This is a genomic window from Cellulomonas hominis (genome assembly GCF_014201095.1).
GTDB classification, from domain to species: domain Bacteria; phylum Actinomycetota; class Actinomycetes; order Actinomycetales; family Cellulomonadaceae; genus Cellulomonas; species Cellulomonas hominis.
Map to the genome: position 1 here is coordinate 1029752 of NZ_JACHDN010000001.1, position 24312 is coordinate 1054063.

Here is a 24312-nt window from a genome sequence, read left to right on the forward strand (position 1 = left end):
CTCAGACGAGCAGGTCGAGGCCGCCGGCGGCGGTCGACGGTCGGGCGGCGGACGGGTCGGTGGCGGCGGTGCCGGCACCCGGGCCGGCGGTCGCGGATCCGGGGGCCGTCGCGCGGGCGGCACCGGGCAGGTCGCCGCGGGCCTGGCCGCCCGCGGAGCCCGCCGCGTCGTCGGCGCCGAGGCTGACGTCGGACGACAACCCGGTGGCGGCGAGGTCGCGGCGCAGGTCGGGCAGCGACTGGCGCAGGGCGTCCCGGGCGGCGTCGGTCGCGCCGACGAGCTCGACCCGCACGGCGTCCGGCGTGATGTGCGCGACGACCTTGACCGGGCCGAAGTGCTCGGGGTCGACGCGCAGGGTCAGCACGTGCGAGCCCCCGCCGAGCGACCGGAGCGCCGGGAGCTGCTCGCCGATCTTCGTGGCGAGCTGGTCGGACAGCGGCGCGGCAGCGGCCTGGGCCGCGGCGGGTGCCCGGTGCTGGACCGTGCCGACCTGCAGCGCGGCGGCCGGGGCCGCGGGCGCGGGGGCCGGAGCCGGGGCGGCGTCCTCTGCGGCGGGCTCGGCGGCGGCCGGGGCGGCGGTGGCCGCGACCGCGGGGTCGGCGGCGGGCGCGGGGGCCGGAGCCGCGGACGACGCCGCCGACGAGGCCGGCGCGGCAGGGGCGGGGTCGGCAGGGGCGGCCGGCACGGCGGGCGCACCGGGGGCGGGCTGCGCGGCACCGGGCACCGCGGCGCCGGGCTCGCCCGCCGCCGTGCCGGACGCCGGGGCCGCGGCGGTCCCGGGGGCGGGCGCGGCGGTGGCGGGCACCGCGGGCGCGGGCGGGCCGGACTCCCCCGCGGCGGGTGCGGGTGCGGGTGCGGCGGTGGCGGTGGCCGGGGTCGCGGCGGTGACCGCGGGAGCCTCGGCACCGGTCGCGGCGGGTGCCGTCCCGGCGGAGGGCGCCGCGGCGGCGGGCACGACCTCGGCCGGCAGCGGCGCGGCCGGGACGCCGGCGGCGACGACGACCGGCGGCACCGTCGGCGCGGCCTCGGTGGCGGCGGCGTCGGTGGCGGCGTCGGTGGCGGCGTCGGGCTGCTGCGCGTCGCCGGCCGGCGCGGCCTCGGGGCGGTCGGCGCGATCCGCGCGAGCGGTGCGGTCCGTGCGGTCGGTGCGGTCCGTGCGGTCGTGGCGGTCGGTCCGGCCGGCACGCTCCGCCCGGTCCGCCCCGGCGGGCCGCCGCCCGGTCACGCGGTCCGCGCCCCGGTCGTCGGTGCGCGACGGCGCGCGGTCGGCGCCCCGGTCCTGCGGCGCCGCGGCGGTCACGCCCGCCAGCACGGCGTCGAACCCGCTCGCGCCGGACCGGCCGGCGCCCGTGCCGGCGCTGCCGCCGGCAGCGGGGGCCCGCGTCGGCAGCACGGAGGTGGTCGTGGTCATGAGGCAGCCCCCCAGAGGGACGAGGTGGTCGTGGACGAGCCGGAGCCCGTGAGCAGCGCGAGCGCGGTCCGGCCCGCGGTGGTGGCGGCGAGCGCGCCGGGCAGGGCGGTGCCGCTGCCGGCGACCGCGCCGGCCTGCGGCAGGATCCGCCGGATGGTGGTCGGCTCCGCGTAGACGTCGCGGATCGTGACCGTGGCCCCGGGCTTCGGGGCGTCGATCATCTTCCCGTCGCCGACGTAGATGCCGATGTGCGAGCCGCCGGACAGCACGACCAGGTCGCCGGGCAGCGCCTGGTCGAGCGACGCGACCTCGGTGCCGATCGTGGCCTGGTCGCGGGCGACGCGCGGGACGCCGGTGACGCCGAGGTCCGCGAGCGCCCGCTGCACGAGGCCGGAGCAGTCCAGCCCGCCCTCGGCGAGCGACTCCCCGCCCCACACGTACGGGACGCCGAGGTACTTCTTCGCGGACTCGACGAGGTCCTGCCCGGTGACGCCGGTGCCCGGCGCGATCCCGGTGATGGCGTCGACCGCCGTCCCGCCGGTGGCCCGGGCGAGCGCGGCGGCGAACGTGGCGTCGCCGGTGAGCGCGCTCGCGGCGAGGGTCCCGGACTCCGCCGACGCCGACGACACCGACGACGTCGTGGCCACCGGCGAGCCGATCTGCCGGATCTGCGCGATGCGGGCCTGCACCGCGGCGATCGCGTCCGTCATCGCCCCTCCTCCGGTCCGGCGCCCGGTCCGGCGCCCGGCCCGGCGGGACGCCGCCCCGCCACCTCGTCCAGCACGATCTGCTCGGCGCGCTGGTCCTCGACCCGCACCGTCTCGTCGTGCTTCTCCTGCAGCTTCTCCAGCGTCCGGGTGCGCGTGCGCGCCTGCGACCAGGTGGCGTCGGCGTCGGCCACGGCGTCCTGCGCGGACGCGACCCGGGCGCGCTGGTCGACGAGCAGCGCCGACAGCGCCACGCGGCTGGCGACGACGGCCTGCATGCCGACGGAGTCGGTCCCGGCGGGGAACTGCGCCTCGCCGAGCGCGGCCTCGGTGGCCTCGCGCCGGGCGACGGCGGCGTCCCGGCCGCGCGTGGCGTCGGCGAGCTGCGCGGCGGCCTGCTCCTCGGCGAGGGCGCGCAGCCGCAGCAGCCCGGCCAGGCGGAAGACGCGGCTCACGGCAGGTCCCCCATCGCGGCCACGAGCCCGGCGAGCCGGCCCCAGGAGTCGGCGGCGGGCGCGCGCTCGTCCATGCCCTGCCGCAGGAAGGCGTCGATCGCGGTGCCGTGCGCCACCGCCGCGTCCACCAGCGGGTTCGAGCCGGTCACGTAGGCGCCGACGTCCAGCAGGTCCTGCGCCTGCCGGCGGGCGGCCATGACGCGGCGCAGCCGGGTGGCGAGGTCCTTCTGCTCGGGGCCCAGCACGCGGGACGCCACGCGGGAGATCGACCCGAGCGCGTCCACCGACGGGAAGTGCCCCGCGACGGCGAGCTTCCGGTCGAGCACCACGTGCCCGTCGAGGATGGACCGCGCCGCGTCGGCGATCGGCTCGTTGTGGTCGTCGCCGTCGACGAGCACCGTGTACAGGCCGGTGACCGACCCGGTGGCGCCGGTGCCCGCGCGCTCCAGCAGCTGGGCCAGCAGCGAGAACGTGCTCGGCGGGTACCCGCGGGTGGCGGGCGGCTCGCCGACGGACAGCCCGATCTCGCGCTGCGCCATGGCCACGCGGGTGAGGGAGTCCATCATCAGCACCACGTCGTCGCCGCGGTCGCGGAACCACTCGGCGATCCGGGTGGCGACGAACGCGGAGCGCAGCCGGACCAGCGGCGGCTCGTCGGAGGTGGCGACCACGACGACCGAGCGCGCGAGGCCCTCGGGGCCGAGGTCGTCCTCGAGGAACTCCCGGACCTCGCGGCCGCGCTCGCCGACCAGCGCGATCACGGACACCTGCGCGTCGGTGCCGCGCGCGATCATCGACAGCAGGCTGGACTTGCCGACGCCGGAGCCGGCGAACAGGCCGAGGCGCTGCCCGCGGCCCGCGGTCACGAGGGTGTCCAGCACCCGCACGCCGAGGTCCAGGGGCCGCTCGACGCGGGCCCGGGCCAGCGGGTGCGGCGCGTGGCCGGTGACCTCGACCTGCCCGGCGCCGGCCAGCGGCCCGCGGCCGTCGATCGGCCGGCCGAGCCCGTCGAGCACCCGCCCGAGCAGGCCCGGGCCGACCGGGGCGGTCAGCGCGCTGCCGCGGGGGCGCACCCGCATCCCGGCGCGCAGCCCGTGCGTCGGGCCGAGCGGCATGGCGTGCGCCGAGCCGCGCCCGGTGGCGACCACCTCGGCCGGCACGGGGCCGTCCGGGGCGTCGATGGTGACGAGCTCGCCGACGGCGGCGCCCGTGCCCGCGACCTCGACCGTCAGCCCGACCACGCCGCGCACCGAGCCGACCCGCTCGGGCCGGGCGGCCGCGAGCGCGGCGGACCACGCCGGGCCGCAGGGGTGGCGGCCCGCGTCCCCGGCGCTCGCGGGCGCGAGGTCGCCGGACCGCGGCGTGGGCAGCACGGCGGCGGAGGTCGCGGCGGTCATGCCGGGCCCTCCCCGAGGGCGGCGCGGGCGCGGTCGAGCGCCGCGCCGATGCGCGCGTCGAGGTAGCCGTCGGGGAACTCGCCCACGGCGTCGCCCGGGGCCAGAGCGGCGTCGGCGACCAGCTCGACGCCGGTCAGGTCCGGCAGCCCGGCGAGCACGTCGCCCCCGGACGACGGCCCCGCCAGCGCCTCGCGGACCGCCGCGAGGTCGCGGGGGTGCAGCCGCACGGTGTGCACCTCGCGCTCGGCGTCCTGCTCGCGGACCCGGCGCAGGGCGGCGCGCGCCGCGGCCGGGGCGTCGGACAGCTCCTGCCCAAGCACGGCGGCGGCGAGCTCGAGCGCGGCGGCGTGCAGCGCCGCCTCGGACTCGGCGAGCACCGGCGTGCTGCGCCCGTCGGCCGCGCGGGCGGCGGCGGCCAGCACGGCCAGGGCGTCCGCGTGCTCCGCGGCGCGGCGGGCGTCGGCCTCGGCGCGCTCGCGCTGGACGCGGGCGGCCTCGACCTCGGCGGCGCGGGCGGCCTCGCGGGCCCCCGCCGCGTAGCCGGCGGCGTACCCCGCGGCGTAGCCCTCCGCGCGGGACGCCGGCTCGGCCACGGCCGTGCGGCCGTACGCCTGGGTGAACCGGGGCTCAGGAGACATACTCGTCCTCGCCCTCGCGCCGGATCACGATCTGCCCCGACTCCTCGAGACGCCGGATCACCTGGACGATGCCCGCGCGGGCCTCCTCCACCTGCGACAGGCGGACCGGGCCGAGCAGCTCGATCTCCTCCTCGAGGTTCTCCCGGGCGCGCTCGGACAGGTTGCGCAGCGTCTTGTCGCGGACCTCCGGCGTGGCGCCCTTGAGCGCGACCGACAGCTCGTTGGTCTCGACCTGGCGCAGCACGAGCTGCATCGCGCGGTCCTCGAGCAGCACGATGTCGCCGAACACGAACATGCGGCTGCGGACCTCGTCGGCGAGCGCCTCGTCCCGGCTCTGCAGCCCCTCGAGGATGAGCTTCTCGGTGGTCGGGTCGGCGCGGTTGATGATCTCGACGAGCGGCTGGACGCCGCCCACGGCGGACAGCTCGTTCGGGGTGAGCACCGCGGACGCCTTGCGCTGCATCGACTCGGCGATGACCTGCACGACGTCCGGCGAGGCGCGCTCCATCAGGGCGATGCGGTGCGCGACCTCGGACTGCAGCTCGGAGGTCAGGCCCGCCATGATCGCGGACGCGTGCTCCGGCCGCAGGTGCGCGAGCACGAGCGCGACCGCCTGCGGGTGCTCCCCGTTCAGCAGGGAGAGCACCTGGCGCGCGTCGGCGTGCTGCAGGAACTCGAACGGCTGGCCCGCCATCGAGGTCTGCAGGCGCTCGATCATGCCCGCGGCCTCGTCGCGGCCGAGGGCGCCCTCGAGCAGCTGGGTCGCCAGGCCGAGACCGCCGCCCACGCCGGGGCCGATCATCGAGGCGGAGTAGAACTCCTCCACGACCTCGTCGGCCAGGGTCTGGTCGACGCGGTCCAGCCGCATGATCTCGGCGGTGAGCTCCTCGATCTCCGCGACGTCGAGCTGCGCCATGACGCGGGCGGCCCGCTCCCGGCCGAGCTGCAGCAGCAGCATCGCGGCCTTCTGGGTCCCGGTCAGCATCGCGGTGGCCATCAGCGCCGCCCGGCCGGGGTGAGCCAGCCGCGCAGGAGGTCCGCGACCTCGTCGGGCTGCTCGTCGGCGAGGGCGGCGATCTCCGCGCGCTTGACGGCGAGCGACTCCGCGACCGGGTCGACCTCGGCGGGCCCGGGCAGGGCCGGCGGGATGTCCGCGGGCTCCTCGAGCTCCGGCGCCTCGGCCGGGCCGTCCATGAGCGGCAGCTCGCCGATGTCGAGGGCCTCGCGCTTGCTGCGCCGCGAGCGGCGGGCCAGCACGACGGCGACCACGATCACCAGGAGCAGGAGCGCCCCGGCGATGACCGCCTGCCGCAGCAGGCTGTCGCGCTGGGCGGCGGCCTCCGCGGCGTCGGCCGCGGCGAGCGCGTCGGCGGCGGCGTCCGCGCTGGAGGTGTCGAAGGCCATGGCCTGCACGGCGATCGTGTCGCCGCGCGCGGTGTCGATGCCCGCGGCCGCGGTCAGCGTGGCGGTCAGCTGCGTGAGGTCGACACCCGCGGCGGCCGTCTGGTCCACCAGGACGGCGAGCGACTGGCGCTGCACGGCGCCCGGGGCGACCGTCGTCACCTCGGTGACCTTGTTGACCGCGTTGGTGACGTCCTCGGTGGTCTTGGAGTACTCGCCGGTGCCGCCGCCCGTGCCGTCCGGCACCGCGATGTTGTCCGGGCCGAGCACGCCGGTGGCGGTGCCGCTGCCGGTCCCCGTGTAGGTCTCCTCCGTCGTGGAGGAGGCCAGCGGCGGGGCGTCCTGCGCGGGCGAGAACTCCTCCGAGGTGCGCTGCGTCTGGTCCTGGTTGAGCGCGGCGGTCACCGTCACGGCCGAGTTGCCGACGCCGACGACCTGGTCGAGCAGCGCCTGCACGGCACCGGTGACCCGCTGCTCGTACGCGGAGGTCGCCTCGTCGCCGGTGCCGGCGGTGATGCCGGTCCCGACCTCGGAGAGGACCTTGCCGGTGGAGTCGACCACCGCGACGTCGGTCGCCTTCATGCCCTCGATGCCCGCGGACACCAGGTGCACGATGGCCTCCACCTGCTCGGTGCTGAGGTCGGTGCCGGTGCGGGTGCGCACGAACACCGACGCGGTCGGGTCCTGCTGCTCGGAGACGAACACCGTCTCCTGCGGGAGCGCGAGCTTGACCGACGCGGCCTCGACGCCCGACATGGCGCCGATCGTCTTGGCGAGCTCCCCCTCCAGCGCGCGCTGGTAGGTGGTCTGCTGCTGGAACTCGCTCGACGTCATCGACATGCCGTCGAGCAGCGAGTACCCGTCGCCCTCGGAGTTCGCCGGCAGGCCGGCGGCCGCGAGCTTGAGCCGCATCGCGTACAGCTGGTCCTGCGGCACCATCACCGTGCCGCCGCCGTCGGTGAGCTCGTACGACACGCCCTCGGCGGACAGCTGGTCCACCACGGCGGAGGCGTCGGTGGCCGACAGCCCGGAGAACAGCGGCGCGAGCGTCGGCTTGCTGGCCCACGAGTACAGGGCGAACCCGCCGAGCAGCACCGCCGCGAGCGCGATGACCGCGAACGTCTTCTGGGGCAGGGAGAACTGCTTGACCGCCCCGCTCATGCGACCGAACAGGGACTTCACCTGGGCGGGCATCAGGCCTGCATCCTCATGATCTCGGTGAACGCGTCGACGGCCTTGTTGCGCACGGCGGCGGTGAGCTCGAGGGCGAGCTTCGCCTCGGAGGACGCGACGGTGTAGTCGTGCACGTCGTCGAGGTCGCCGGTGACGGCCTGGATCGCGAGCGCCTGGCTGGTCGACTGGAGCTGCTGCACGTGGTCGACCGCGCCGAGCGCCGCGGCGAAGCCGCCGTCGCCGACGCCGGAGGTCCCGGACGCGCCGCTGGCCCCGGAGGCGCCGAGCACGTCGGACAGCTCCGACAGGTACGAGGTGGGGCTGACGCCGGAGACGCCGCCGACAGGCTGGATGCTCATGAGGTCCGTCCGATCTGCAGCGCCGCCTCGTAGGACGACTTCGCGCGGTCCACGACCGCCGCGTTCGCCTGGTAGCCGCGCTGCGCCATGATGAGCTGCGTCATCTGGCTGGCCATGTCGATGTCCGGGTAGCGCACGTACCCGTCCTCGTCGGCCAGCGGGTTGGTGGGCTCGTACACCACGCGGCCCTCCGCGGAGCCGAGCGCGATGCCGGCGACCTGGGCGCCGCCGCCGTTCTCCGTGGGGATCTCGCTCGCGACGACGTACTTGGCCTGGTAGGCGGCCTCGGTGGTGGAGGTCGCGTTGTTCATGTTCGCGAGGTTGTCGCTGACCGCGTCGATCCACTTGCGGTACACGGTCATGCCGGTGCTGGCGATCCCGATCGCCCCGAAGGTGGTCATCAGCTCGTCCGCATCGCGGCGCGCACGCCGGAGAAGGTGCCGTCGACCGCCTGGGTCGCGAGCTGGTAGCGCAGGTTCGTGTCGACGTTGAGGAGGGTCTCCTCGTCGAGGTTGACGTTGTTGCCGTCCGTGCGGGTGGGCTCCAGGGACCGGGCCACGGTCGCGGTGGTCGCGCCCGAGCCGCCGTCGACCGCGCGGGCCAGGGCGTCCTCGAACTGGACCTTCTTCGCGTGGTACCCGGGGGTCTGGATGTTCGCCACGTTCTCGGCGATGGCGCGCTGGCGCAGCGCCAGGCCGTCGAGCGCGCTGTTGAGCGCGACGTAGCTCACGGAGTCGAACATGCCCATGGCAGGGTCATCCTCACCGAGGTTGGTCCTGGTCGGCCTGTCCGTGGCCTGCTTCGCGAGCGATCCGTGCTCGCCCACCCCATCGGCGGCGACCCCGCCCCGCTGAGGTGCGGCGGGGGACTTCTTGCCACGTCACCCGCCCGGCGGACGCGATACGCACGTTGTGTCCGCTTCGCCCGCTCCCGTCCCCACCCGGGCGGGTCCGGGTGCTCCCTCCGGCGGGTCAGGCCTCGGCGTCGAGGTAGACCGGGGAGGCCGCGGCGCGCGTCCGCATCGCCTCGGTCATGCGCAGCGTCCGGCGGTGCTCACCGAGCTGCTCGGCCGTCCGCTGGACCAGGTCGCGCTGCCGCTCGACCAACGCGGCCGCCCGGGGCGCGAGCACCGCCGGCAAGGCCCCGAGCCCGCGGGGCACGCGCCACGGCTCGGTGAGGGCGACCTCGGGGGCGTCCTCCGCCGCACGGGCGGCGCGCAGCAGCGCCTCCGCCTGGTCCGCCACCGACTCCATCTCCGCGAGCGCGTGCGCCCACGCCGCCTCGCGGTCCGGGTGCCGGCGCGACCCGCCACCGCCCGGCCCCGGGTCGACGAACCCGTCCACGTCCGGCGCCTCGGCGGTCGCGGTCACCGCGCCGACGGCGGGCCGGTCAGCCGACACCGAGCACCCCGAGGCCGAGACCCTCGGCCGCCGGGGCGGGGCGCGGCGCGGGGACGTCCTGCGCCACGACCTCGGCGGCCTCCCGCCAGGTCGCGGCCAGCGGGGCGACCACCGCGCGGCACGCGGCCGCGCGGTCCGCGTCGGCGGCGAGGCCGGCCCCGATGAGCTCCGAGAGCAGGTACGTGTAGATCGAGAGGAGCCGGTCGCCGCCGTCCCAGCCCTCGACGTCCAGGTTCGCGATCAGCTCCGCGACGATCTCCTGGGCGTGGGCGAGCTGCTGGGTGCCGGCGACGCGGTCACCGTCGCGCAGCGCCGCCTCCGCCCGGTCGATGTCGAGCAGGAGACGGTCGAACAGCATCGTGAGGAGCTTGCCGGGGCCCGCGGTGGCGACGGCGTCCGCGAGGTACCGGGTCCGGATGTCGTACACGACAGCCCTCCGTTCTGTGATCGGGTCGGCGCTCAGCTCGAGGAGCTGTTGGCGTTGAGCTGAGCGAGCTGCTGCGACAGGAAGTTGGAGGTGGACTGCATCTTCGACATCGCCACCTCCATGGCCGCGTAGGTCTTGACGAGCGCAGCCCGCCGCGTGGCGAGCCGGGTGTCCCAGCCCGCGATCCGGTCCGTGAGGTTCTGGACCTCGTCCTGGTTGGTGGAGATCTGCTCGGTGAGCGTCCCCTTGGTCGCGTCGGAGGCAGCCGTGGCCGTCGACTCGAGCTTGCCGGCGATCGCCTCGATCACCTGCTGCACCCCGGCCGGGTCGGCCGCGTACGCGGTGGCGAACGTGGCCGAGTCGAAGCTGAACGTGCCGTCCTTGCCGACGACGATGCCGACCTCGGCCGCGGACTTGCCGCCGACCGACATCGATCCCGCCGCCAGCAGGTCCTGCTGGAGGAACCGCACGGCGGTGTTCCCGGAGAACAGCCCGCCCGTGAGGATCGAGCTGCCGTCCGCGGCGGTCCCGTTGCCTGCCTTCGTCCGGTCCGCGATGTCACCCAGCACGGCGTTGAGGTTGGTGACGAGGTTCGAGGCGAGCGAGGAGATGGCGCTGGCGTTGCGCTTGACGTCGACCGTCACGGCCTCGGTCGAGGTGGCGCTCACGGTGACGTCCACACCCGTGAGCAGGTCCTCGAAGGTGTTGGTCGACGACGTCACGGGGGTCGAGCCCGACGTGCCGGGCCAGAGCACGATCGTCGCGTTCGTGGCGCTGCGCAGGTCCTGCGTCACGAGCGGGGTGTCGTCCGTCCCGGTGCCGGGGTTGGTCGCGGTCAGCGTGAAGCCGTTCTCCGCGCCCGTCTCGGTGCCGGTGAGCTGCAGGCGGTACACCGGCGCGGACGCCGTGCCCACGTTGACCGCGGAGGCGGTGACGCCGGTGCCCTCGGCGTTGAAGGCCGCGACGATGTCGCCGATGTGGGAGCTGAGCGCGGTGACCGTCGTGGTCTCGCCGCCCCGCGTGAGGGTGAACGACGGCTTCTCGTCGGTGTAGTTCGACGGCAGCGTGTAGAGCGTCGCCTGCGACGCGGCGAGCGTGTCGACCCGGAACGTCACGGAGGACGGCTGCGCGCCCTCCGACGTGACCGCGGTGACGGACTCGCGCGACGACGTGGCGGAGGTGGCGAGCCACGAAGCAGGCTTGAGCGCGGTGGTGGCCGCGGTGCCCAGCGAGGCGACCTTGGTGTTGAGCGACTGCAGGGCGGTGACGACGGACTGCAGCCCGGTCTTCTTGCTCGCCAGCAGCGTCTGCTGGTTCGCCTCGACGGCGATGAGCTTGTCGATGATCTCCGACGTCTTCATGCCGCTGATCAGGCCGTCGATGCCGATGCCGGTCGTCATGTGCGTGCCGGTCCTCTCGTGGGGCTCTCGTGATGCGGCCAGGCGGTGGGGGACGGTCGTCCACCCACCGCCTGGCCGGTCGTGCGGTTGCCTCCGCCGTCACCGGCGGGGGCGGTCAGATCACTGCAGGAGCTGGAGAACGCTCTGCGGCAGCGACTTGGCCTGGGCGAGCATCGCGGTGCCGGCCTGCGACAGGATCGACGCCCGCGTGTAGGACACCATCTCCGAGGCCATGTCCGTGTCGCGGATCCGGCTCTCCGACGCGGTCAGGTTCTCCACCGCGACGTTGAGGTTGTTGATGGTGTGGTCGAAGCGGTTCTGCACGGCACCCAGACCGGAACGCACCTGGGAGACGGCGGTGATCGCCTTGTCGATCGCGTCGATGGCGTACTTGGCGCCGTCCACGGTCACGTCCGCGTTGTTCGCGGCCGTGGCACCGGTGGCGAAGCCACCCGCCAGGTCCAGGTCGGCCAGGGCGTTGGCGTTGCCCTCGGCCGCGACGAAGCCCGTGCCGCCCGGCAGGACGCCCGCGTCGTCCGCGAACACCTTGCTGGAGGTGAAGGACACGGTGGCCGCACCGGCGGTGTCGACCGTGACCGACGCGGTCCAGGAGGAGCCGTCGAGCGCGGTGGACAGGGCCTTCTCGAGGACCGCCGCGTTCGCGACCTTGGCCTCGTTGATGCCGCCGGCCTGCGCCGAGGTCTTCCAGCCGCTCAGGTCCAGGGCCTTGCCGTTGGCCTCGAGGCCGGCCGGCGCGGTCGCGGTGGTCAGGTCGACGGTGGCACCGCCGGTGACCGTCGCGCCCTTGGTGGCCATCGTCTTGGTCACGTCGAGGTCCGCCACGCCGAGGCCCAGGGCGCCGAGGCCCTGACCCGACAGCGTCTTGATGTCGACCGTGATCTTGTCCTGGGACGACGTGTTGGCGCCGACCTGGAAGACACCCTGGTAGGAGCCGTCCAGCAGCTTCTTGCCGTTGAACTGCGTGGTGTCGGAGATGCGGGTCAGCTCGGTCTGGAGCTGCTTCATCTCGTCCTGGATGTTGCCCTTGGCGGTGTCGGACAGACCACCCTCGTTCGCCGCCTGCACGGACAGGGTCCGCATGCGCTGCAGGATCGAGTGCGTCTCGGTGAGCGCACCCTCAGCGGTCTGGACGACGGAGATGCCGTCCTGGGCGTTGCGCACGGCCTGGGTGGTGCCACCGATCTGGGCGCGGAGACCCTCGGAGATCGCCAGACCAGCCGCGTCGTCCGCAGCCCGGTTGATGCGGAGGCCGCTCGAGAGCTTCTCGAGCGACTTGCTCAGGTCGTTCTGGGTGCTGGACAGGTTGCGGTACGCGTTCAGCGCCGCGATGTTGGTGTTGACGGAGAGACCCATGGTTCTCTTCCTCCTTGATTCGGGTCGAGGTGGCCCATCCGTGGGCTCACCCATGACCTTCGACCGCCCGCGGGGACCTCTGAGGGAAACGCTCCGGTTCACCCGTCCGGGGGTCCGCGGCCCGCACGCGGAACGGCGCAGGGCGCCGGCCGCGGCGTGCGGCCGGCGCCCTGCGCCGTGCGGGAGGTCCCGCGGGGTCAGACCACCGCGGTCGCGCGGGTGTCGCCGTCGAACGGCGTGGGCACCGCGCGGGCGACCTCGGCCTGGTGGCTCGCGGCCGTCATGGCGGCGCGCGACGCGACCGCCGCGAAGTAGGTCCGCCGGCGGCGCTCCGCCACGCCGTCGGGCCGCTCGGCGACCGGCACCAGGTCGGGGTCGAGGCTGGCGTTCAGGCCGTCGCGCATGAGGGCCAGGCCCTCGGTGCGCAGCTGGCTGATCCGGGACTGCGTGACGCCGAGCTCGTCGGCCAGCTCCGCGACGGACCGGTCCTGCAGGAACAGGCCCTCGATCACGGTGCGCAGCCGGTCGGGCAGGGTCTCCACGGCGGCGCGCAGGTACCGCAGGCGCTCGCCGGTCAGCACGCTCTCCTCCGGGCCGGGCGCCTCGTCGCGGACGAGCTCCGCCACGGGGTGCACGGTCGCGTCGATGGACAGCACCCGGCGCTCCGCGTCCTGCCGGGCCTGGTCGACGGCCGCGAGGTCGGTGCCGAGCGCCTGCGCGAGCTCCTCGCGCGAGGGGGTGCGGCCGAGCGCGGCGGTGAGCCGGTCGCTGGCCGCCGAGAGCTCGCGGGCGCGGTGCCGGGCGCCGCGGGACGCCCAGTCCATCGAGCGCAGCTCGTCGATCAGCGCGCCGCGGATGCGCAGCGCGGCGTAGCGGGCGAACGGGACTCCGGTGTCCGCGTCGTACGCGCGGGCGGCGAGCACCAGCGCGAGGTGGCCGGCGGACACGAGGTCCTCACGGCTGACGGTGGCGGGGACCCGGGACAGGACCTCGCTGACGTGGTAACCGACGAGCGGCATGTGCGCGACGACGAGGTCGTCGACGGCGGCGGCGGGTGCGGCTGCGGAGCTGTTCACGGACCGGTTCTCGACCCGACCGAAAGGCGGCTTGAGCGATTGCCAGGAAGTTCCTGAGTATCCGATTTATCCGACTTGCTCGGCCATTTCGGACGTTCCGGACCGACAAAACGGACATGCGACCCCATAGCTCCGCGGTGCGGCCGCCTGATGTGACACAGATCACAGCCGAGCGGTTGCTGACACGACACGGAGCCTGTATCGAGCACGCGTCTGCGCAGGCCGCCGCGCCGACGGACGCGACCTGTCCGATTTCGCTCAGGTCGGCCCCCCACGTCCCGATAGGACAGACGTGCCGCCCGGCGACCCGCCGGCCGGACCAGCGACGCAACCACCCGCCCGGAAAGGGGGCTCTCGGCGATGGCCCTGAGCGAGCTGTCCGACGTCCTGTGGACCGAGCGCCGTCTGCTCGAGCTGCTGCTGTTCAAGCTCGAGGAGGAGCAGCTCGTGCTCACCAGCGGACGCACGCGCTGGCTCGCGCACGCCACCCGGGAGGTCGAGACCGTCCTGGACCAGATCCGCGACGCCGAGCTCGGCCGCTCCGTCGAGGCCGACGCCGTCGGGCTCGAGCTGGGCCTGGAGCCCGGGTCGACGCTGCAGGCGCTCGCCGCGCACGCCCCCGCCCCCTGGGACGATCTGCTCCAGGCGCACCGGGACGCGTTCGTGCAGCTGACCACCGAGATCGCCCAGCTCGCCGACGGCAACCGCGAGCTGCTCGCCATGTCGCACCGGGCCACGCAGGAGACGCTCATGTCCCTGCAGGAGTCCGTGCAGACCTACGACCCGCAGGGTCACACCACCGCCGAGGCCGACCGCAGCGCGCAGCTGCTCGACCGGTCGTTCTGACCGGCCACCGAGGAACCCGAGGAAGAGGACCCGTTGAGCACCTTCTCCGGACTGGGCACCGCCCTGAGCTCCCTGATCGCGCAGCGCCAGGCGCTCGAGGTGTCGGGGCAGAACGTGGCGAACGCCAACACCGTCGGCTACACCCGCCAGCGCGCCGCGCTCGCGTCGCTGCCGGCCGCCACCGTCCCGTCGATGTTCTCCACCACGAACGGCGTGGGGCTCGGCACGGCCGTGACCGGCATCGAGCGGCTGGGCGACGTGTTCCTGGACGCGCGGCTGCGGAACGAGACCTCCGGCGCCGCCCGCCTCGCCACGGTCGCCACCGAGTACAAGACGCTCGAGAGCACCATCGGCGAGCCGTCGACGACCGGGTTCTCGAAGGACCTCACGAACTTCTGGAACGCCTGGTCCGACGTCGCCAACTCCTCGGGCACCACCGCGAACCGCTCGGTACTGCTCGAGCGCGGCAAGGCCGTGGCGGACCGCCTCGGCACGATGTACGAGGACGTCGCGACCCAGTGGCAGCAGGCGCTGACCACCACGACGTCCCTCGTCACCCAGGTCAACACCACGGCCACCAACGTCGCGGACCTCAACACCCGCATCCTCGCGATCACGAACGCCGGCGGCTCCGCCAACGAGCTGATGGACCAGCGCGACCTGCTCGTCACGCAGCTGTCCGGCCTGGTCGGCGCGTCCACGCGCACCAACGCCGACGGCTCGGTCGACGTCATGGTCGCCGGCAACGCGCTGGTGTCCGGCGGCAGCGCCAACGCCCTGCAGGTGGCGCCGAGCAGCCCGAAGTCCTTCCAGGGCGCGGTCGACGGCGGCACGGTCAGCATCCAGTGGGCGAAGTCGGGCCACCCCGCCGGGCTCGAGGGCGGCACCGTCGCGGGCCTGCTCACGGTCCTCGCGCCGGAGGCCGACGGCGGCGTGCTCACCAGCGCGGCGGCCGAGCTCGACGGCATCGCCACCGAGATCGCCACGCAGGTGAACGACATCCACCAGGACGGGTTCACCGCCGACGGCCGCACGGGGATCGACTTCTTCTCCCTCGACCTCGCCCACCCGGCGAAGAGCCTCGCCGTCGCGATCACGAACCCCGCGGACATCGCGGTCTCCGGCAGCGCGACCGAGGAGTTCGACGGGAAGATCGGCGAGAAGATCGCCGGCCTCGCGAAGGCCGCGGACGGCCCCGACGCGCTGTGGTCGGCCTTCGTCGTCGACCTGGGCGTGAAGTCGGCGAGCGCCACCTCGCGCGCCACCGTCGCCGAGGCCGCGCGCGCCACCGCCTCCGCCGCGCAGCTCGCCCAGACCTCGGTCGACACCGACGAGGAGACGGTCAACATGCTCGCGTTCCAGCGCGCGTACGAGGGCGCGGCCCGCGTGCTCACCGCGGTGGACGAGATGCTCGACACGCTGATCAACCGGACGGGGGTGGTGGGCCGATGACCACGATCGGGCGCGTCACGCACTTCACGGTGCGGAACTCGACGCTGGGCAACCTGCAGACGAACCTGCAGAAGATGTCCGACCTGCAGGCGCAGATGTCCTCCGGGCAGAAGATCAACCGCGCCTCCGACGACCCGGGCGGCACCGCGGACGTCCTGCGCATCCAGGGCGACCAGCGCCTGCTCGAGCAGTACAGCCGCAACGCGGCGGACGGCGAGGCCTGGCTGCTGACCGTGGACAGCGCGCTGACCACGTCGCTCGCCTCGCTCCGCAAGGCCCGCACGCTCACCGTGCAGGGCGGCAGCGGCGCGCTCGGCGAGACGTCGCGGCAGGCGCTCGCCCAGGAGATCGAGGGGCTGCGGGACGGGCTGCTCGCCCAGGCGAACACCACGTACCTGGGCCGGTCGGTCTTCGCCGGGACCGTCTCCGGCGACGCGTTCGACACCACCACCTACGCCTTCCGCGGCGCCGCCGGCGCGAGCGTGGACCGCACGGTGGCGAGCGGCACGACCGTGCGCGTCGACTCGGCCGGGTCGGCCGTGTTCGGCTCCGGAGCCACGTCCGTCTTCCAGGCGCTCGACGACATCGTCACCGCGCTGCGGGACACCACGACGGACTTCGACCCCTCGACGCACCTCGACCAGATCGACGTCCACCTCGACAACATGCTCACCGAGCTCTCGTCGAACGGTGCGCGGCAGAACCAGATCGACTCCGCGCAGGACGTCATCTCGGCGAACCAGATCACCGCCAAGACGCGCCTGGGCGCCATCCAGGACGTCGACCTCGCGCAGATCATCCTCGACCTGCAGTCGCAGGAGGTCGCGTACCAGGGCGCCCTCGGCGCCGCCGCCAAGGTCCTGCAGCCGACCCTCCTGGACTTCCTCCGATGAGCGCCGAGACCGTCGACGCCCCGCGTCGCAGCCACCTGCCCGAGCACCTGCACCTGCGCGCGCCCATGCCGGGCCTCGCCGGGTACGCGGACTTCACGCTCACCCCGCTGGACGACTCGGGCGTGCTCTACGCCCTGCGGTCCGAGCCCGACGGCGCGCGGCCGGTGCGGCTGTTCGTCGTCGACCCCGAGGCGTTCTTCCCGGGCTACGCGCCGGCGATCGACGCCGAGGTGCTCGCGTCGCTGGGGACGGACCCGCAGCACGCCGTCCGCCTGGTCGTCGTGCGGCCGGCCGCCGGCGGCGAGCCGCCCACCGCGAACCTGCTGGCGCCGCTCGTGCTCGACCCCGCCAGCGGGCAGGCCGTCCAGACCGTGCTCACGGAGGACTGGCCGCTGCGCGCCCCACTCGGCCACGCGGCCTGACGCCCGAGGAGACCCCGCCATGACCTCCACCCCCGGCGGCGACGCGGCCGCGACGACCCCGATCGGCGGGGGCGGGACCACCATCCTGCGGCAGCCCGTCGTGCACCCGGACCGCGCGGTGTACGGCTACGCCGTGCGGGTGCTGGTCGGCGGGCCCAGCGGCGCGCCCCTGCCCGACGAGGCGATCGAGGCGGCCACCGAGACCGCCTACCGGCGCCTGGACCTCACGGGCCTCGCCGCGGACCGGCCGGTCATGCTGCGGGCGACGGCCGGGCTGCTCGCCGGCACCGCGGCCGTCTGGTACGACACCTCCCGGCTCATGCTGGAGATCACGCCGTCGCTCGCCCGCCGGGAGGACGTCGACACGCTCGCGGCCGCCGCCACGGCCCGCGGCGTCCGGCTCGCGCTGGCGGACTACGACGGCTCCCTGTCCCAGGACCGGCTGCTCGACCGCGTGTCCGTCGTGAAGATCGACCTGCAGCGCGGACCCGACCACTGCGCCGAGCTCGTGTCCCGCGCGCACGCCGCCGGGGCCACGGTCGTCGCCGAGCACGCCGACGACGCCGCCCGCGTCGAGCTCGCGCTGTCCCTGGACGCCGACCTGCTCCAGGGCCCGATGTTCCACCGCGACACCGCCCCCGTGCGGCGGGCGTTCTCCGCCGGCGAGGTGCAGTGCCTCGAGCTGGTGCGCGTCCTCGGCCAGGAGCCCGTCGACCAGCAGGCCGTCGTCAGCACCGTCGCCGCCGACCCGGAGCTCTCGATGCGGGTGCTGCACCTGGTGAACTCGTCGGCGTTCGGGCTGCGGCGGGAGATCGACTCCGTGCTCCAGGCCGTCGTCCTCGTCGGCCCCCGCCAGCTGCACGCGCTCGCGATCGCCTCGCTCATCGACGCCCGGCCGACGTCGGTCGCTTCGCTCTGGTCGATCCTCACCCGGGCCACCGCGTGCCACACCCTCGCCGGCGACGACGCCGGGTACACCGTCGGCCTGCTGTCCGCCGTCGCGGCGCAGCAGTCCATCGACCTCACCGAACTCGTCACGCGCACCGGGGTGTCCGACGCGCTGTCCGCGGCGCTGCTCCGGCACGAGGGCCGCCTCGGGCACGTCCTCGCCGCGGTGCTCGCGCACGAGGAGAACGACACCGCCGCCGTCCAGGCCACGGGCCTGGAGCCCTGGGACGTGGCGCACGCGTACCTCGCGGCCGTGCCGGCGGCCCTGGGCACGGCCACGGCCCTGGCCTTCGGCGACTGACCCGGCGCCGACGGCCGCCCCGCCCCCTCCCGCGCCGAGATCGGTGCCTGCGACCGAGATCGGTCGCCCCGACGACCGATCTCGGCGCGAACCACCGATCTCGGCGACCGGGAGGCACTGCCCCGCCCGCACCGAGTGGAGGGTTCGGACCGACACGCCGTCGGCGTGTCCGGCAGAACGTTCCACTCAGAGCAGCGGACGCGGCCCGGGGGCCGGGCGCGGACGGCCTAGGGTGGGGGCGTGCCGTCGTTCATCCGCCTCGCCCTGCGACCCGAGCAGCGCAAGCCCGCCCCCGACCCGGTGCCGGTGAGCCTGCGGCCGGTGTTCCTCGTGGGGATCGTGGCGTGGCTGGTGGCGCTGGTCGTCGCGCTGGTGCTGTGGCTGACCGATGCCGCCGCGCCGAACGGGGTGTGGACCTGCGCGGTGGGCGCGCTGCTGGGCGTCGCCGGGCTGGCCTGGACCCGCCGCCGACCCGGGCGCTGACCCGCCGCTACGCCCCCGCCGCGCCGCCGCTACGCCTCAGCCGCGCCGCCCGGCGCCCCCGCCGCGCCGCCCGCCCGCGCCGCCGCCGCCCGGGCCCGCGTCCGACCGGTCGCGTGCTCCGACCACCGCGGCACGAACGCCGCGAGCGCCCCCGCCGCGACGACCCCGGCCGCCCCCATCGTGACGATCCCCGCCGCGAGGCTCCCCGCCGCCGCGACCGCCGACACCACCAGCGGCCCGGCGGCCGCCCCGGAGTCCTGGAACACCCGCCACACCCCGAGGAACTGCGCCCGCCCGACGGCCGGCGCGACGTCGGCGCCGAGCGTCATGAGGATCCCGGAGCCGATCCCGTTCCCGAACCCCATCACCATCGCGACGACGGTCAGCCCGCCGACGGTGCTCGTCAGCGGCAGCGCGGCGATCGCCCCGCCGAGCACCACCATCGACGGCACCGCCACCCACAGCCGCCCGTAGCGGTCCATGACCTTGCCCGCCGGGTAGAACAGCAGCATGTCGACGGCGCCGGAGATGCCGAACACGAGGCTGGTGGTCGCCGGCTCGAGGCCCAGGTGCTCGGACCACAGCGGCAGCACGACCTGCCGGGTGGCCCGCACGGCGCCGACCAGGACGACGGCGAGGCCGAGGGTCGCGAGCAGGCGGGCGTGCCGGCGGACCAGGGACGCGGTGGACACGGCGGGCCGGCCGCGCGGCGCCGACCGGGGGTCCTCGACGTCGCCGGCCAGGCCGACGACGAGCGCCGCGGCGACGCTGGTCCCGACCGCCAGCCAGAACACCGACCGCAGCCCCGCGACGTGCAGCACCCCGGCCCCGAGGAACGGCCCGAGGAAGACGCCGATCCGCGCGACCCCGCCGAGGGTGGACAGCGCGCGCGCCCGGTTCACGACGGGCACGACCTCGGTCAGGTAGGCCTGCCGGGCCAGGTGGAACACCGCCGAGGCGGCCCCCATGACCAGGACGCCGGCCCCGAGGACCGGCAGCGTCGGCGCGAGGGCGCAGGTGGCCAGCGCCACGCAGGCGACGCCGGCCGCGACGATCATCGCCCGGCGGTCGCCGACCCGCGCCGCGAGCGCCCCGGCGGGGACGTCGCCGAGGATCTGCCCGACCCCGACCAGCGCGACCACGAGCGCCGCGGTGTCCAGGCCGGCGCCGAGCTGCGCGGCGACGAGGGCGACGACCGGGGTGACGGCGCCGAGCCCGGTCTCGTACAGCAGCGCGGGCAGGTAGGCCGAGGTCAGGAGGGAGCGGGTCATCGCCCGCCCATCATGCCCCCGGGATCGGCGACCTGCTCCACGGCGAGCTCGGCGGCCCGCTCCGGCTCGACCAGCGCCAGCTCGACGGCGTGCCGCAGCCGCCACGCCCCGGCGGCCTGCGCCAGCCCGCGCGCGAGGCCGGCCAGGTGGGTGGCGTGCACGACCGCGTCGGGCCCGGCGCCGTCCACCCACCAGTCCACGGGCACGCCGTCCACGCGCAGCGTCTCGTGCTCCACCCAGGTGCCGGGCGCCCCGGGCAGCAGCGTGCGCACCGCGGCGGGCGTCGGGGCGAGCGTGCCGGCGTCGTCGCCGTCGTCCTCCCCGACCCGGCCGTCCGCCAGGTCGCCGGCGAGCGGCAGGCCGAGCGCGTCCGCGAGGTCCTCGGGGTCGGCGGGGTCGGTCCCCGGGGCGGCCCCGGCGACCGGGACCATGGCCGCGACGTCGCTGCGCTGCCACCACATCGGCGCTGGAGCGACGGCGGCGTCCTCGGCGTGCACGAGCGCGACCCGGTCCGGCGCCACCAGCGCGGGGAGCACGTCGAGATCGGGCAGCGGCCCGGCGGCGGCGAGGGCGGACCAGGCGGACCAGACCGCCGCCGCGAGCGTCACGTCCACGGGGGCGCCCACCGGCGCGGCGGCGCGCAGCAGCCGGTTCCACCCGTCCGGCGGCACGTCGGCCAGCCGCGCGACGCCGCCGAGGGCTGCCTGCACCGCCGGGTCGAGTCCCGCGACCTCCGGCGGCGCGGGCGGCAGCAGGCGGACGACGGCGGGCTCCGCCCCGGCGGCGGCGAACGGGGCCACCAGGGGCAGCCCGGACCGGTGCCGCAACCACCAGGCGGTGTACGAGGGGGCGGTGCCGGGCAGCCCCTCGGCCCGCACCGGGTCGAGGACGGCGGCGCGCAGCGGTCCCGGCTCGGCCAGGTGCGCGAGCAGCCGGGGCCACGCGTCCGGGTGCACCGCGTCCAGGTCGGCGACGGCCACCACCTCGGGCAGCGTCTCCCCCTCGCCCAGCACGTCCGCGACGTGGGCGAGCCACGCGTCCCAGCCGTCCAGGGTCTCCGTGACGAGCTCGGCGTCCTCGTCGGCCCCCAGCGCACCGACCCCGGCCGGCACGTCGGTCAGCACCAGCGGCACGAGGTCCGCCCGGACGCCCACGGCGGCGAGCGCGGCGGCGCCCCACCGGTCCACGGCCGCGTCCTCGACGGGCGCGAGCACCCGGGGGTCGAGCAGCGCGGCGGCGGTGGAGCCCGGCAGCACGAGCCCGTGCGCCGGGGTGGGCTCGCCGTCGGCGGCGCGCAGGGTCACCAGGCCGAGCACGGCCCGCCCGGCCGGGACCGGCGCCCCGCCGTCCGGGACGGCGTCCGGGTCGTCCGTCGCCGCCCGGACCAGCGCGAGCACCGCGGCGCTGACCTCCTCGGCGACCGTCAGGTCGTCCTCGCCGGCCTGGTCCAGCACGGCCTGCCGGACGCCGGGGTGCGCGAGCAGCGCGGCCGGGTCGGCGGGCGCGGCGCCGAGCCGCTCCAGGACGTCGTCCGCCGCGGCCGGGTCGACCAGCCGGACGCCCCACCGGCCGAGGGTGCGCAGCGCGGCCGCGACCGCGGGGTCCTGCGCCCCGGCGGCGGGCAGCAGCAGACCCCGGGCGCCCCGCACGACCCGCCCGTCCGCGAGCGGCACCGGCAGCCCGGCCAGCGCCTCGCGCACCAGCGGGTCCGCGACGGCCGGTGCGAGCGCCCGGTACAGCGCGCGCCACCGCTCGGGGGGCAGGCCGGCCGCGGCGGGCAGCTCCTCCACCACGTCGGCGACGTCGCGCACCTCGACGCCCAGCGCCCGCGCCGCGGCGAGCCCGCCGTCGGGGACCACCACCAGCCCGGCGAACCAGGGGGCGAGCGCGCGGGTCAGCCCGGGACCGGCCGTCCCGGCGAGCGCGACGGCCCGCTGCGGCTCGACGGGGTCGGTCGCGTCGGGGTCCGCCGGCGGGAGCAGCGGCGTGCCGGACAGCGCCGCGACCACCCGCTCCCGCAGGTCGGCGTCCAGGTCGCCGGCGGGCAGGCCGCGCGGGACGAGGCGCAGCGGGTCCCCGCCGTCGGCGGCGACCTCGGCGGCCAGGCGGGCGTAGAGGTCCGCGGCCACGTCGAGCAGGGCCGCCGTGGCCCGGCCGCGCCCGACGCGGCGCCGCGTCGGGTCCAGGGGCAGCGTCGCGACGAGCAGCGCCGGGAGGTCCAGGGGGTCGTCGGTCGGGGTCGGGGCGTGCACGACGTGCTCCCAGCCGGCGTCGTCGCGCGGCACCGCCCAGGTGACCCGCCAGCCGCGCCGGGCGCGCTCCTCGACGGGTCGGTCCGCGACCAGCGCGGGGTCCAGCTCGCCCGTCGCGGTCAGCCGGCGCCACCGGCGGTCGACGTCCGCGACCCGGCGGCGGACCCCGGCCGGGTCGTCCTCCACCACGATCTCGGTCAGCCCCGGCAGCGCGAGCAGCAGCGGGTCGCCCACCCCGGCCAGCATGGCCCGCGCCGCCTCGACGGCGAGGTCGTCCCGCAGCCGCAGCACCACCGCCGTGTCGTAGCCCTCCGGCGGGCGCCCCTCGTGCTCCCGTGGCAGGCGCAGCGCCGGCAACGAGCCCTCCCGGCGCGCGACCTCGTCGGCGAGCGGCCCCACGTCGGCGGCGGCCAGGGCGAGCTCGCGCCGGGTGTCGTCCAGCGAGAACCGCACGGCCCCGGTCGTGGACAGCACCGCGACGTCGTCCGCCACCGCGCGCACCGCGGCGAACCCGACGCCGAACCGCCCGACCAGCCCCGGGGCGTCGGCGGCCCGGTCCCGCGACGACGACGCCCGCAGCGACGCGAGCGAGGCCACGCCCGCGTCGTCCAGCGGCTCGCCGGTGTTCGCCGCGACCAGCACCGGGCCGCCGTCGTCCGTCAGCCGCAGCAGCAGCCGCCCGGGCACGCCGGCGCGCACGGCCGCGTCCGCGGCGTTCTGCGCGAGCTCGACCACCACGCGGTCGCGGTAGTACCCGCGGGCGTGGTCCTCCTCGGTGTTCGCGTCCTCGCGCAGGCGCCCGGGGTCCGCGCGCCACGTCCCCAGCACCCGGTCCCGCACGGCGCGGGTGCCGAAGACGTCGGCGGTCACGGCTCCGGCTGGGCGGCGGGCGGCTCGGGGGCCGCCTCGGTCTCGGCCTCGGCGGTCACGGCGACCTCCCCGACCTCGACCACGACGTCGGCGGGCTCGTCCTCGGCGGGCCTGGCGACCGCGGTCGGCTCGACCACGAGGTCCCGCGCCACGGGCACGTCCGGCCACTCCGACGGCCGCGGCTCGACGTCCGTCTCGGAGTGCGCACCGCACCCGTGCTCGAGGGCCACGACCTTGCCGTCGTCCGGCGACCACTCGTTGACGCAGACGCCGAACACCGTGCCCAGCGGCCCCTGCAGCGGCACCAGGAACCCGCACGTCAGGCACGGCTCGGCGGACGCGACGGACCCGGCCGTCGCGGGGCCCTGCCGGCCGCGGTACCAGCGCTCGGCGGCCTCCGCGATCCCGACGGGCGACAGCACCCGGTTGCGCGCGAGGGCGAGCTCCCCGATCGCGACCTCGTCGACCTCGGGGTCGCCGGTCGGGACGAAGCCCGGTTCGAGGCGCGGGTCGTCCGCGCGGAACGGCAGCACGTCCCCGGGGCCGATGTCCCCCGGCCGCAGCCGCTCGTCCCACGGCACCCAGGCGGGCGCGAGGATCGCGTCGTCGCCGGGCAGCAGCACGGCTTCGCACACGGTGGCGGTACGGGCGCGCGGCACCCGGGACAGCGTGACCGTCCACACCCAGCCGCGGTAGCCGCGGGCGGTGCAGGCGAACCGGTGGGAGACCAGCCGGTCGGCGTCCACGGTGTAGCCGAGGTGCTCGCCGACGTCGGAGGCGTGCTCCGCGATCTCGAGCGCGGCGGAGCGGGCGAGCTCGACGGCGCCGCCGAGCACCGCGTCCTGGGTCGCTGCCGCCATCTCAGGCCTCGAGGTCGTCGGCCACGGCGCGCAGCAGGGCGGCGACCTGGGTGGCGCGGGACTTCTCGGGGTGGCGGCCGCGGCGCAGGTCGTTGCCGACCCGGTCGAGCACCTTGATGAGGTCCTCGACGATGACCGCCATGTCGTCCGCGGGCTTGCGCACGGCCTTGGCCACGGACGGCACCGGGTCGAGCAGCTTGACCGCGAGCGCCTGCGGGCCGCGGCGGCCGTCGGCGACGCCGAAGTCGACGCGGGTGCCGGGCTTCGGGGTGCCGATGCCCGCGGGGAGGGCGGAGGCGTGCAGGAACACCTCGGTGCCGTCGTCGGCGGCGATGAAGCCGAAGCCGCGATCGGTGTCGAACCACTTGACCTTGCCGGTGGGCACTGCGATCCCCTGATGTCGTCGGAAGCGAGCGCGGCCCGACGTCGGGCCGCACGTCACCAGGCTACCGGCACCGCCGCGCACGCACCGCCGTCATCCGTGTGCCGGCGGCAC

The 24312-nt window shown here is 76.1% G+C and carries 25 protein-coding genes; 6 read left to right on the forward strand and 19 right to left on the reverse strand.

What is annotated here, in order from left to right; genetic code table 11:
- Position 1: 1 nt before the first annotated feature.
- From HNR08_RS04750 to HNR08_RS04820, 15 genes are all read right to left on the reverse strand, one after another.
- Positions 2–1411 (reverse strand): flagellar hook-length control protein FliK, encoded by a 1410-nt coding sequence (locus HNR08_RS04750; protein WP_183834809.1) that lies wholly within the window; start codon positions 1409–1411, stop codon positions 2–4.
- Entirely contained in the window at positions 1408–2121 is a 714-nt protein-coding gene (locus HNR08_RS04755) for a C40 family peptidase (protein ID WP_146839866.1), read from the reverse strand. Before HNR08_RS04755 ends, HNR08_RS04750 begins: the two co-directional genes overlap by 4 nt.
- A complete protein-coding gene (locus HNR08_RS04760) occupies positions 2118–2573 on the reverse strand; it encodes a flagellar FliJ family protein (protein ID WP_168432379.1) in 456 nt (151 codons plus the stop codon). The genes HNR08_RS04755 and HNR08_RS04760 overlap by 4 nt, the downstream gene beginning before the upstream one ends.
- A complete protein-coding gene (locus HNR08_RS04765; protein WP_146839864.1) occupies positions 2570–3970 on the reverse strand; it encodes a FliI/YscN family ATPase in 1401 nt (466 codons plus the stop codon). The genes HNR08_RS04760 and HNR08_RS04765 overlap by 4 nt, the downstream gene beginning before the upstream one ends.
- Complete coding sequence (locus HNR08_RS04770) at positions 3967–4608, reverse strand: FliH/SctL family protein (protein WP_146839863.1); 642 nt, start codon at positions 4606–4608, stop codon at positions 3967–3969. Before HNR08_RS04770 ends, HNR08_RS04765 begins: the two co-directional genes overlap by 4 nt.
- Positions 4598–5605 carry a flagellar motor switch protein FliG gene (gene fliG, locus HNR08_RS04775; protein WP_183834811.1) on the reverse strand — a complete coding sequence of 336 codons (1008 nt, stop codon included), beginning with the start codon at positions 5603–5605 and terminating at the stop codon, positions 4598–4600. Before fliG ends, HNR08_RS04770 begins: the two co-directional genes overlap by 11 nt.
- Positions 5605–7203 carry a flagellar basal-body MS-ring/collar protein FliF gene (gene fliF, locus HNR08_RS04780; protein WP_146839861.1) on the reverse strand — a complete coding sequence of 533 codons (1599 nt, stop codon included), beginning with the start codon at positions 7201–7203 and terminating at the stop codon, positions 5605–5607. Before fliF ends, fliG begins: the two co-directional genes overlap by 1 nt.
- Positions 7203–7541, reverse strand: coding sequence for a flagellar hook-basal body complex protein FliE (gene fliE / locus HNR08_RS04785; protein WP_146839859.1), 339 nt, complete (start codon positions 7539–7541; stop codon positions 7203–7205). The genes fliF and fliE overlap by 1 nt, the downstream gene beginning before the upstream one ends.
- Positions 7538–7942, reverse strand: a complete 405-nt coding sequence (locus HNR08_RS04790; protein ID WP_146839857.1) for a flagellar basal body rod protein FlgC — start codon at positions 7940–7942, stop codon at positions 7538–7540. Before HNR08_RS04790 ends, fliE begins: the two co-directional genes overlap by 4 nt.
- Positions 7942–8283, reverse strand: a complete 342-nt coding sequence (locus HNR08_RS04795) for a flagellar basal body rod protein FlgB (RefSeq protein ID WP_146839870.1) — start codon at positions 8281–8283, stop codon at positions 7942–7944. The genes HNR08_RS04790 and HNR08_RS04795 overlap by 1 nt, the downstream gene beginning before the upstream one ends.
- 229 nt (positions 8284–8512) lie before the next feature.
- Positions 8513–8941 carry a hypothetical protein gene (locus tag HNR08_RS04800; RefSeq protein ID WP_146839855.1) on the reverse strand — a complete coding sequence of 143 codons (429 nt, stop codon included), beginning with the start codon at positions 8939–8941 and terminating at the stop codon, positions 8513–8515.
- Positions 8931–9368, reverse strand: a complete 438-nt coding sequence (gene fliS, locus HNR08_RS04805) for a flagellar export chaperone FliS (RefSeq protein WP_146839854.1) — start codon at positions 9366–9368, stop codon at positions 8931–8933. The genes HNR08_RS04800 and fliS overlap by 11 nt, the downstream gene beginning before the upstream one ends.
- A gap of 32 nt (positions 9369–9400) precedes the next feature.
- The gene (fliD, locus tag HNR08_RS04810; RefSeq protein ID WP_146839852.1) at positions 9401–10768 is read right to left on the reverse strand and encodes a flagellar filament capping protein FliD; all 1368 of its coding nucleotides are present in this window, start codon (positions 10766–10768) and stop codon (positions 9401–9403) included.
- A 120-nt stretch (positions 10769–10888) separates the two neighbouring features.
- Positions 10889–12142: a flagellin N-terminal helical domain-containing protein gene (locus HNR08_RS04815; protein ID WP_146839850.1), complete on the reverse strand. Its 1254-nt coding sequence runs from the start codon at positions 12140–12142 to the stop codon at positions 10889–10891.
- Between the two features lie 197 nt (positions 12143–12339).
- Positions 12340–13218 (reverse strand): sigma-70 family RNA polymerase sigma factor, encoded by an 879-nt coding sequence (locus tag HNR08_RS04820; protein ID WP_246803149.1) that lies wholly within the window; start codon positions 13216–13218, stop codon positions 12340–12342.
- 360 nt (positions 13219–13578) lie between these two features.
- Here HNR08_RS04820 and flgN point away from each other — a divergent pair, with 360 nt between their 5' ends.
- The 6 genes from flgN to HNR08_RS04850 all read left to right on the forward strand — a co-directional run bounded on the left by flgN (position 13579) and on the right by HNR08_RS04850 (position 18563).
- A complete protein-coding gene (gene flgN, locus HNR08_RS04825; protein WP_146839848.1) occupies positions 13579–14064 on the forward strand; it encodes a flagellar export chaperone FlgN in 486 nt (161 codons plus the stop codon).
- 33 nt (positions 14065–14097) lie between these two features.
- Positions 14098–15516 carry a flagellar hook-associated protein FlgK gene (flgK, locus tag HNR08_RS04830; protein WP_146839846.1) on the forward strand — a complete coding sequence of 473 codons (1419 nt, stop codon included), beginning with the start codon at positions 14098–14100 and terminating at the stop codon, positions 15514–15516.
- On the forward strand, positions 15513–16409 hold the full coding sequence (gene flgL / locus HNR08_RS04835) for a flagellar hook-associated protein FlgL (RefSeq protein ID WP_146839844.1): 897 nt from the start codon (positions 15513–15515) through the stop codon (positions 16407–16409). Before flgK ends, flgL begins: the two co-directional genes overlap by 4 nt.
- On the forward strand, positions 16406–16831 hold the full coding sequence (locus HNR08_RS04840; RefSeq protein WP_146839842.1) for a flagellar assembly protein FliW: 426 nt from the start codon (positions 16406–16408) through the stop codon (positions 16829–16831). The genes flgL and HNR08_RS04840 overlap by 4 nt, the downstream gene beginning before the upstream one ends.
- A gap of 19 nt (positions 16832–16850) precedes the next feature.
- Positions 16851–18080: an EAL and HDOD domain-containing protein gene (locus tag HNR08_RS04845; RefSeq protein ID WP_146839840.1), complete on the forward strand. Its 1230-nt coding sequence runs from the start codon at positions 16851–16853 to the stop codon at positions 18078–18080.
- Positions 18081–18320: 240 nt separating this feature from the next.
- Complete coding sequence (locus HNR08_RS04850) at positions 18321–18563, forward strand: DUF2530 domain-containing protein (RefSeq protein ID WP_146839839.1); 243 nt, start codon at positions 18321–18323, stop codon at positions 18561–18563.
- 29 nt (positions 18564–18592) lie between these two features.
- Here the strand turns inward: HNR08_RS04850 and HNR08_RS04855 are convergent, their stop codons facing one another.
- From HNR08_RS04855 to HNR08_RS04870, 4 genes are read right to left on the reverse strand one after another with little or no spacing between them, the layout of a single operon-like run.
- Entirely contained in the window at positions 18593–19834 is a 1242-nt protein-coding gene (locus HNR08_RS04855) for an MFS transporter (protein ID WP_146839837.1), read from the reverse strand.
- Positions 19831–22956: a sacsin N-terminal ATP-binding-like domain-containing protein gene (locus HNR08_RS04860; RefSeq protein WP_146839835.1), complete on the reverse strand. Its 3126-nt coding sequence runs from the start codon at positions 22954–22956 to the stop codon at positions 19831–19833. Before HNR08_RS04860 ends, HNR08_RS04855 begins: the two co-directional genes overlap by 4 nt.
- Complete coding sequence (locus HNR08_RS04865; protein WP_146839833.1) at positions 22953–23816, reverse strand: DUF3027 domain-containing protein; 864 nt, start codon at positions 23814–23816, stop codon at positions 22953–22955. Before HNR08_RS04865 ends, HNR08_RS04860 begins: the two co-directional genes overlap by 4 nt.
- A gap of 1 nt (position 23817) precedes the next feature.
- Positions 23818–24201, reverse strand: coding sequence for a cold-shock protein (locus HNR08_RS04870; RefSeq protein ID WP_146839831.1), 384 nt, complete (start codon positions 24199–24201; stop codon positions 23818–23820).
- Between the last annotated feature and the right edge of the window lie 111 nt (positions 24202–24312).

Coding starts and splice junctions, on each gene's coding strand:
- HNR08_RS04790 (WP_146839857.1), bottom strand. CDS start 7,942: ATGACCACCTTCGGGGCGATCGGGATCGCCAGCACCGGCATGACCGTG.
- HNR08_RS04750 (WP_183834809.1), bottom strand. CDS start 1,411: ATGACCACGACCACCTCCGTGCTGCCGACGCGGGCCCCCGCTGCCGGC.
- HNR08_RS04840 (WP_146839842.1), top strand. CDS start 16,406: ATGAGCGCCGAGACCGTCGACGCCCCGCGTCGCAGCCACCTGCCCGAG.
- fliE (WP_146839859.1), bottom strand. CDS start 7,541: ATGAGCATCCAGCCTGTCGGCGGCGTCTCCGGCGTCAGCCCCACCTCG.
- HNR08_RS04770 (WP_146839863.1), bottom strand. CDS start 4,608: ATGTCTCCTGAGCCCCGGTTCACCCAGGCGTACGGCCGCACGGCCGTG.
- HNR08_RS04855 (WP_146839837.1), bottom strand. CDS start 19,834: ATGACCCGCTCCCTCCTGACCTCGGCCTACCTGCCCGCGCTGCTGTAC.
- HNR08_RS04845 (WP_146839840.1), top strand. CDS start 16,851: ATGACCTCCACCCCCGGCGGCGACGCGGCCGCGACGACCCCGATCGGC.
- flgN (WP_146839848.1), top strand. CDS start 13,579: ATGGCCCTGAGCGAGCTGTCCGACGTCCTGTGGACCGAGCGCCGTCTG.
- fliG (WP_183834811.1), bottom strand. CDS start 5,605: ATGGCCACCGCGATGCTGACCGGGACCCAGAAGGCCGCGATGCTGCTG.
- fliF (WP_146839861.1), bottom strand. CDS start 7,203: ATGCCCGCCCAGGTGAAGTCCCTGTTCGGTCGCATGAGCGGGGCGGTC.
- fliD (WP_146839852.1), bottom strand. CDS start 10,768: ATGACGACCGGCATCGGCATCGACGGCCTGATCAGCGGCATGAAGACG.
- HNR08_RS04865 (WP_146839833.1), bottom strand. CDS start 23,816: ATGGCGGCAGCGACCCAGGACGCGGTGCTCGGCGGCGCCGTCGAGCTC.
- HNR08_RS04765 (WP_146839864.1), bottom strand. CDS start 3,970: ATGACCGCCGCGACCTCCGCCGCCGTGCTGCCCACGCCGCGGTCCGGC.
- HNR08_RS04815 (WP_146839850.1), bottom strand. CDS start 12,142: ATGGGTCTCTCCGTCAACACCAACATCGCGGCGCTGAACGCGTACCGC.
- HNR08_RS04755 (WP_146839866.1), bottom strand. CDS start 2,121: ATGACGGACGCGATCGCCGCGGTGCAGGCCCGCATCGCGCAGATCCGG.
- HNR08_RS04795 (WP_146839870.1), bottom strand. CDS start 8,283: ATGTTCGACTCCGTGAGCTACGTCGCGCTCAACAGCGCGCTCGACGGC.
- flgL (WP_146839844.1), top strand. CDS start 15,513: ATGACCACGATCGGGCGCGTCACGCACTTCACGGTGCGGAACTCGACG.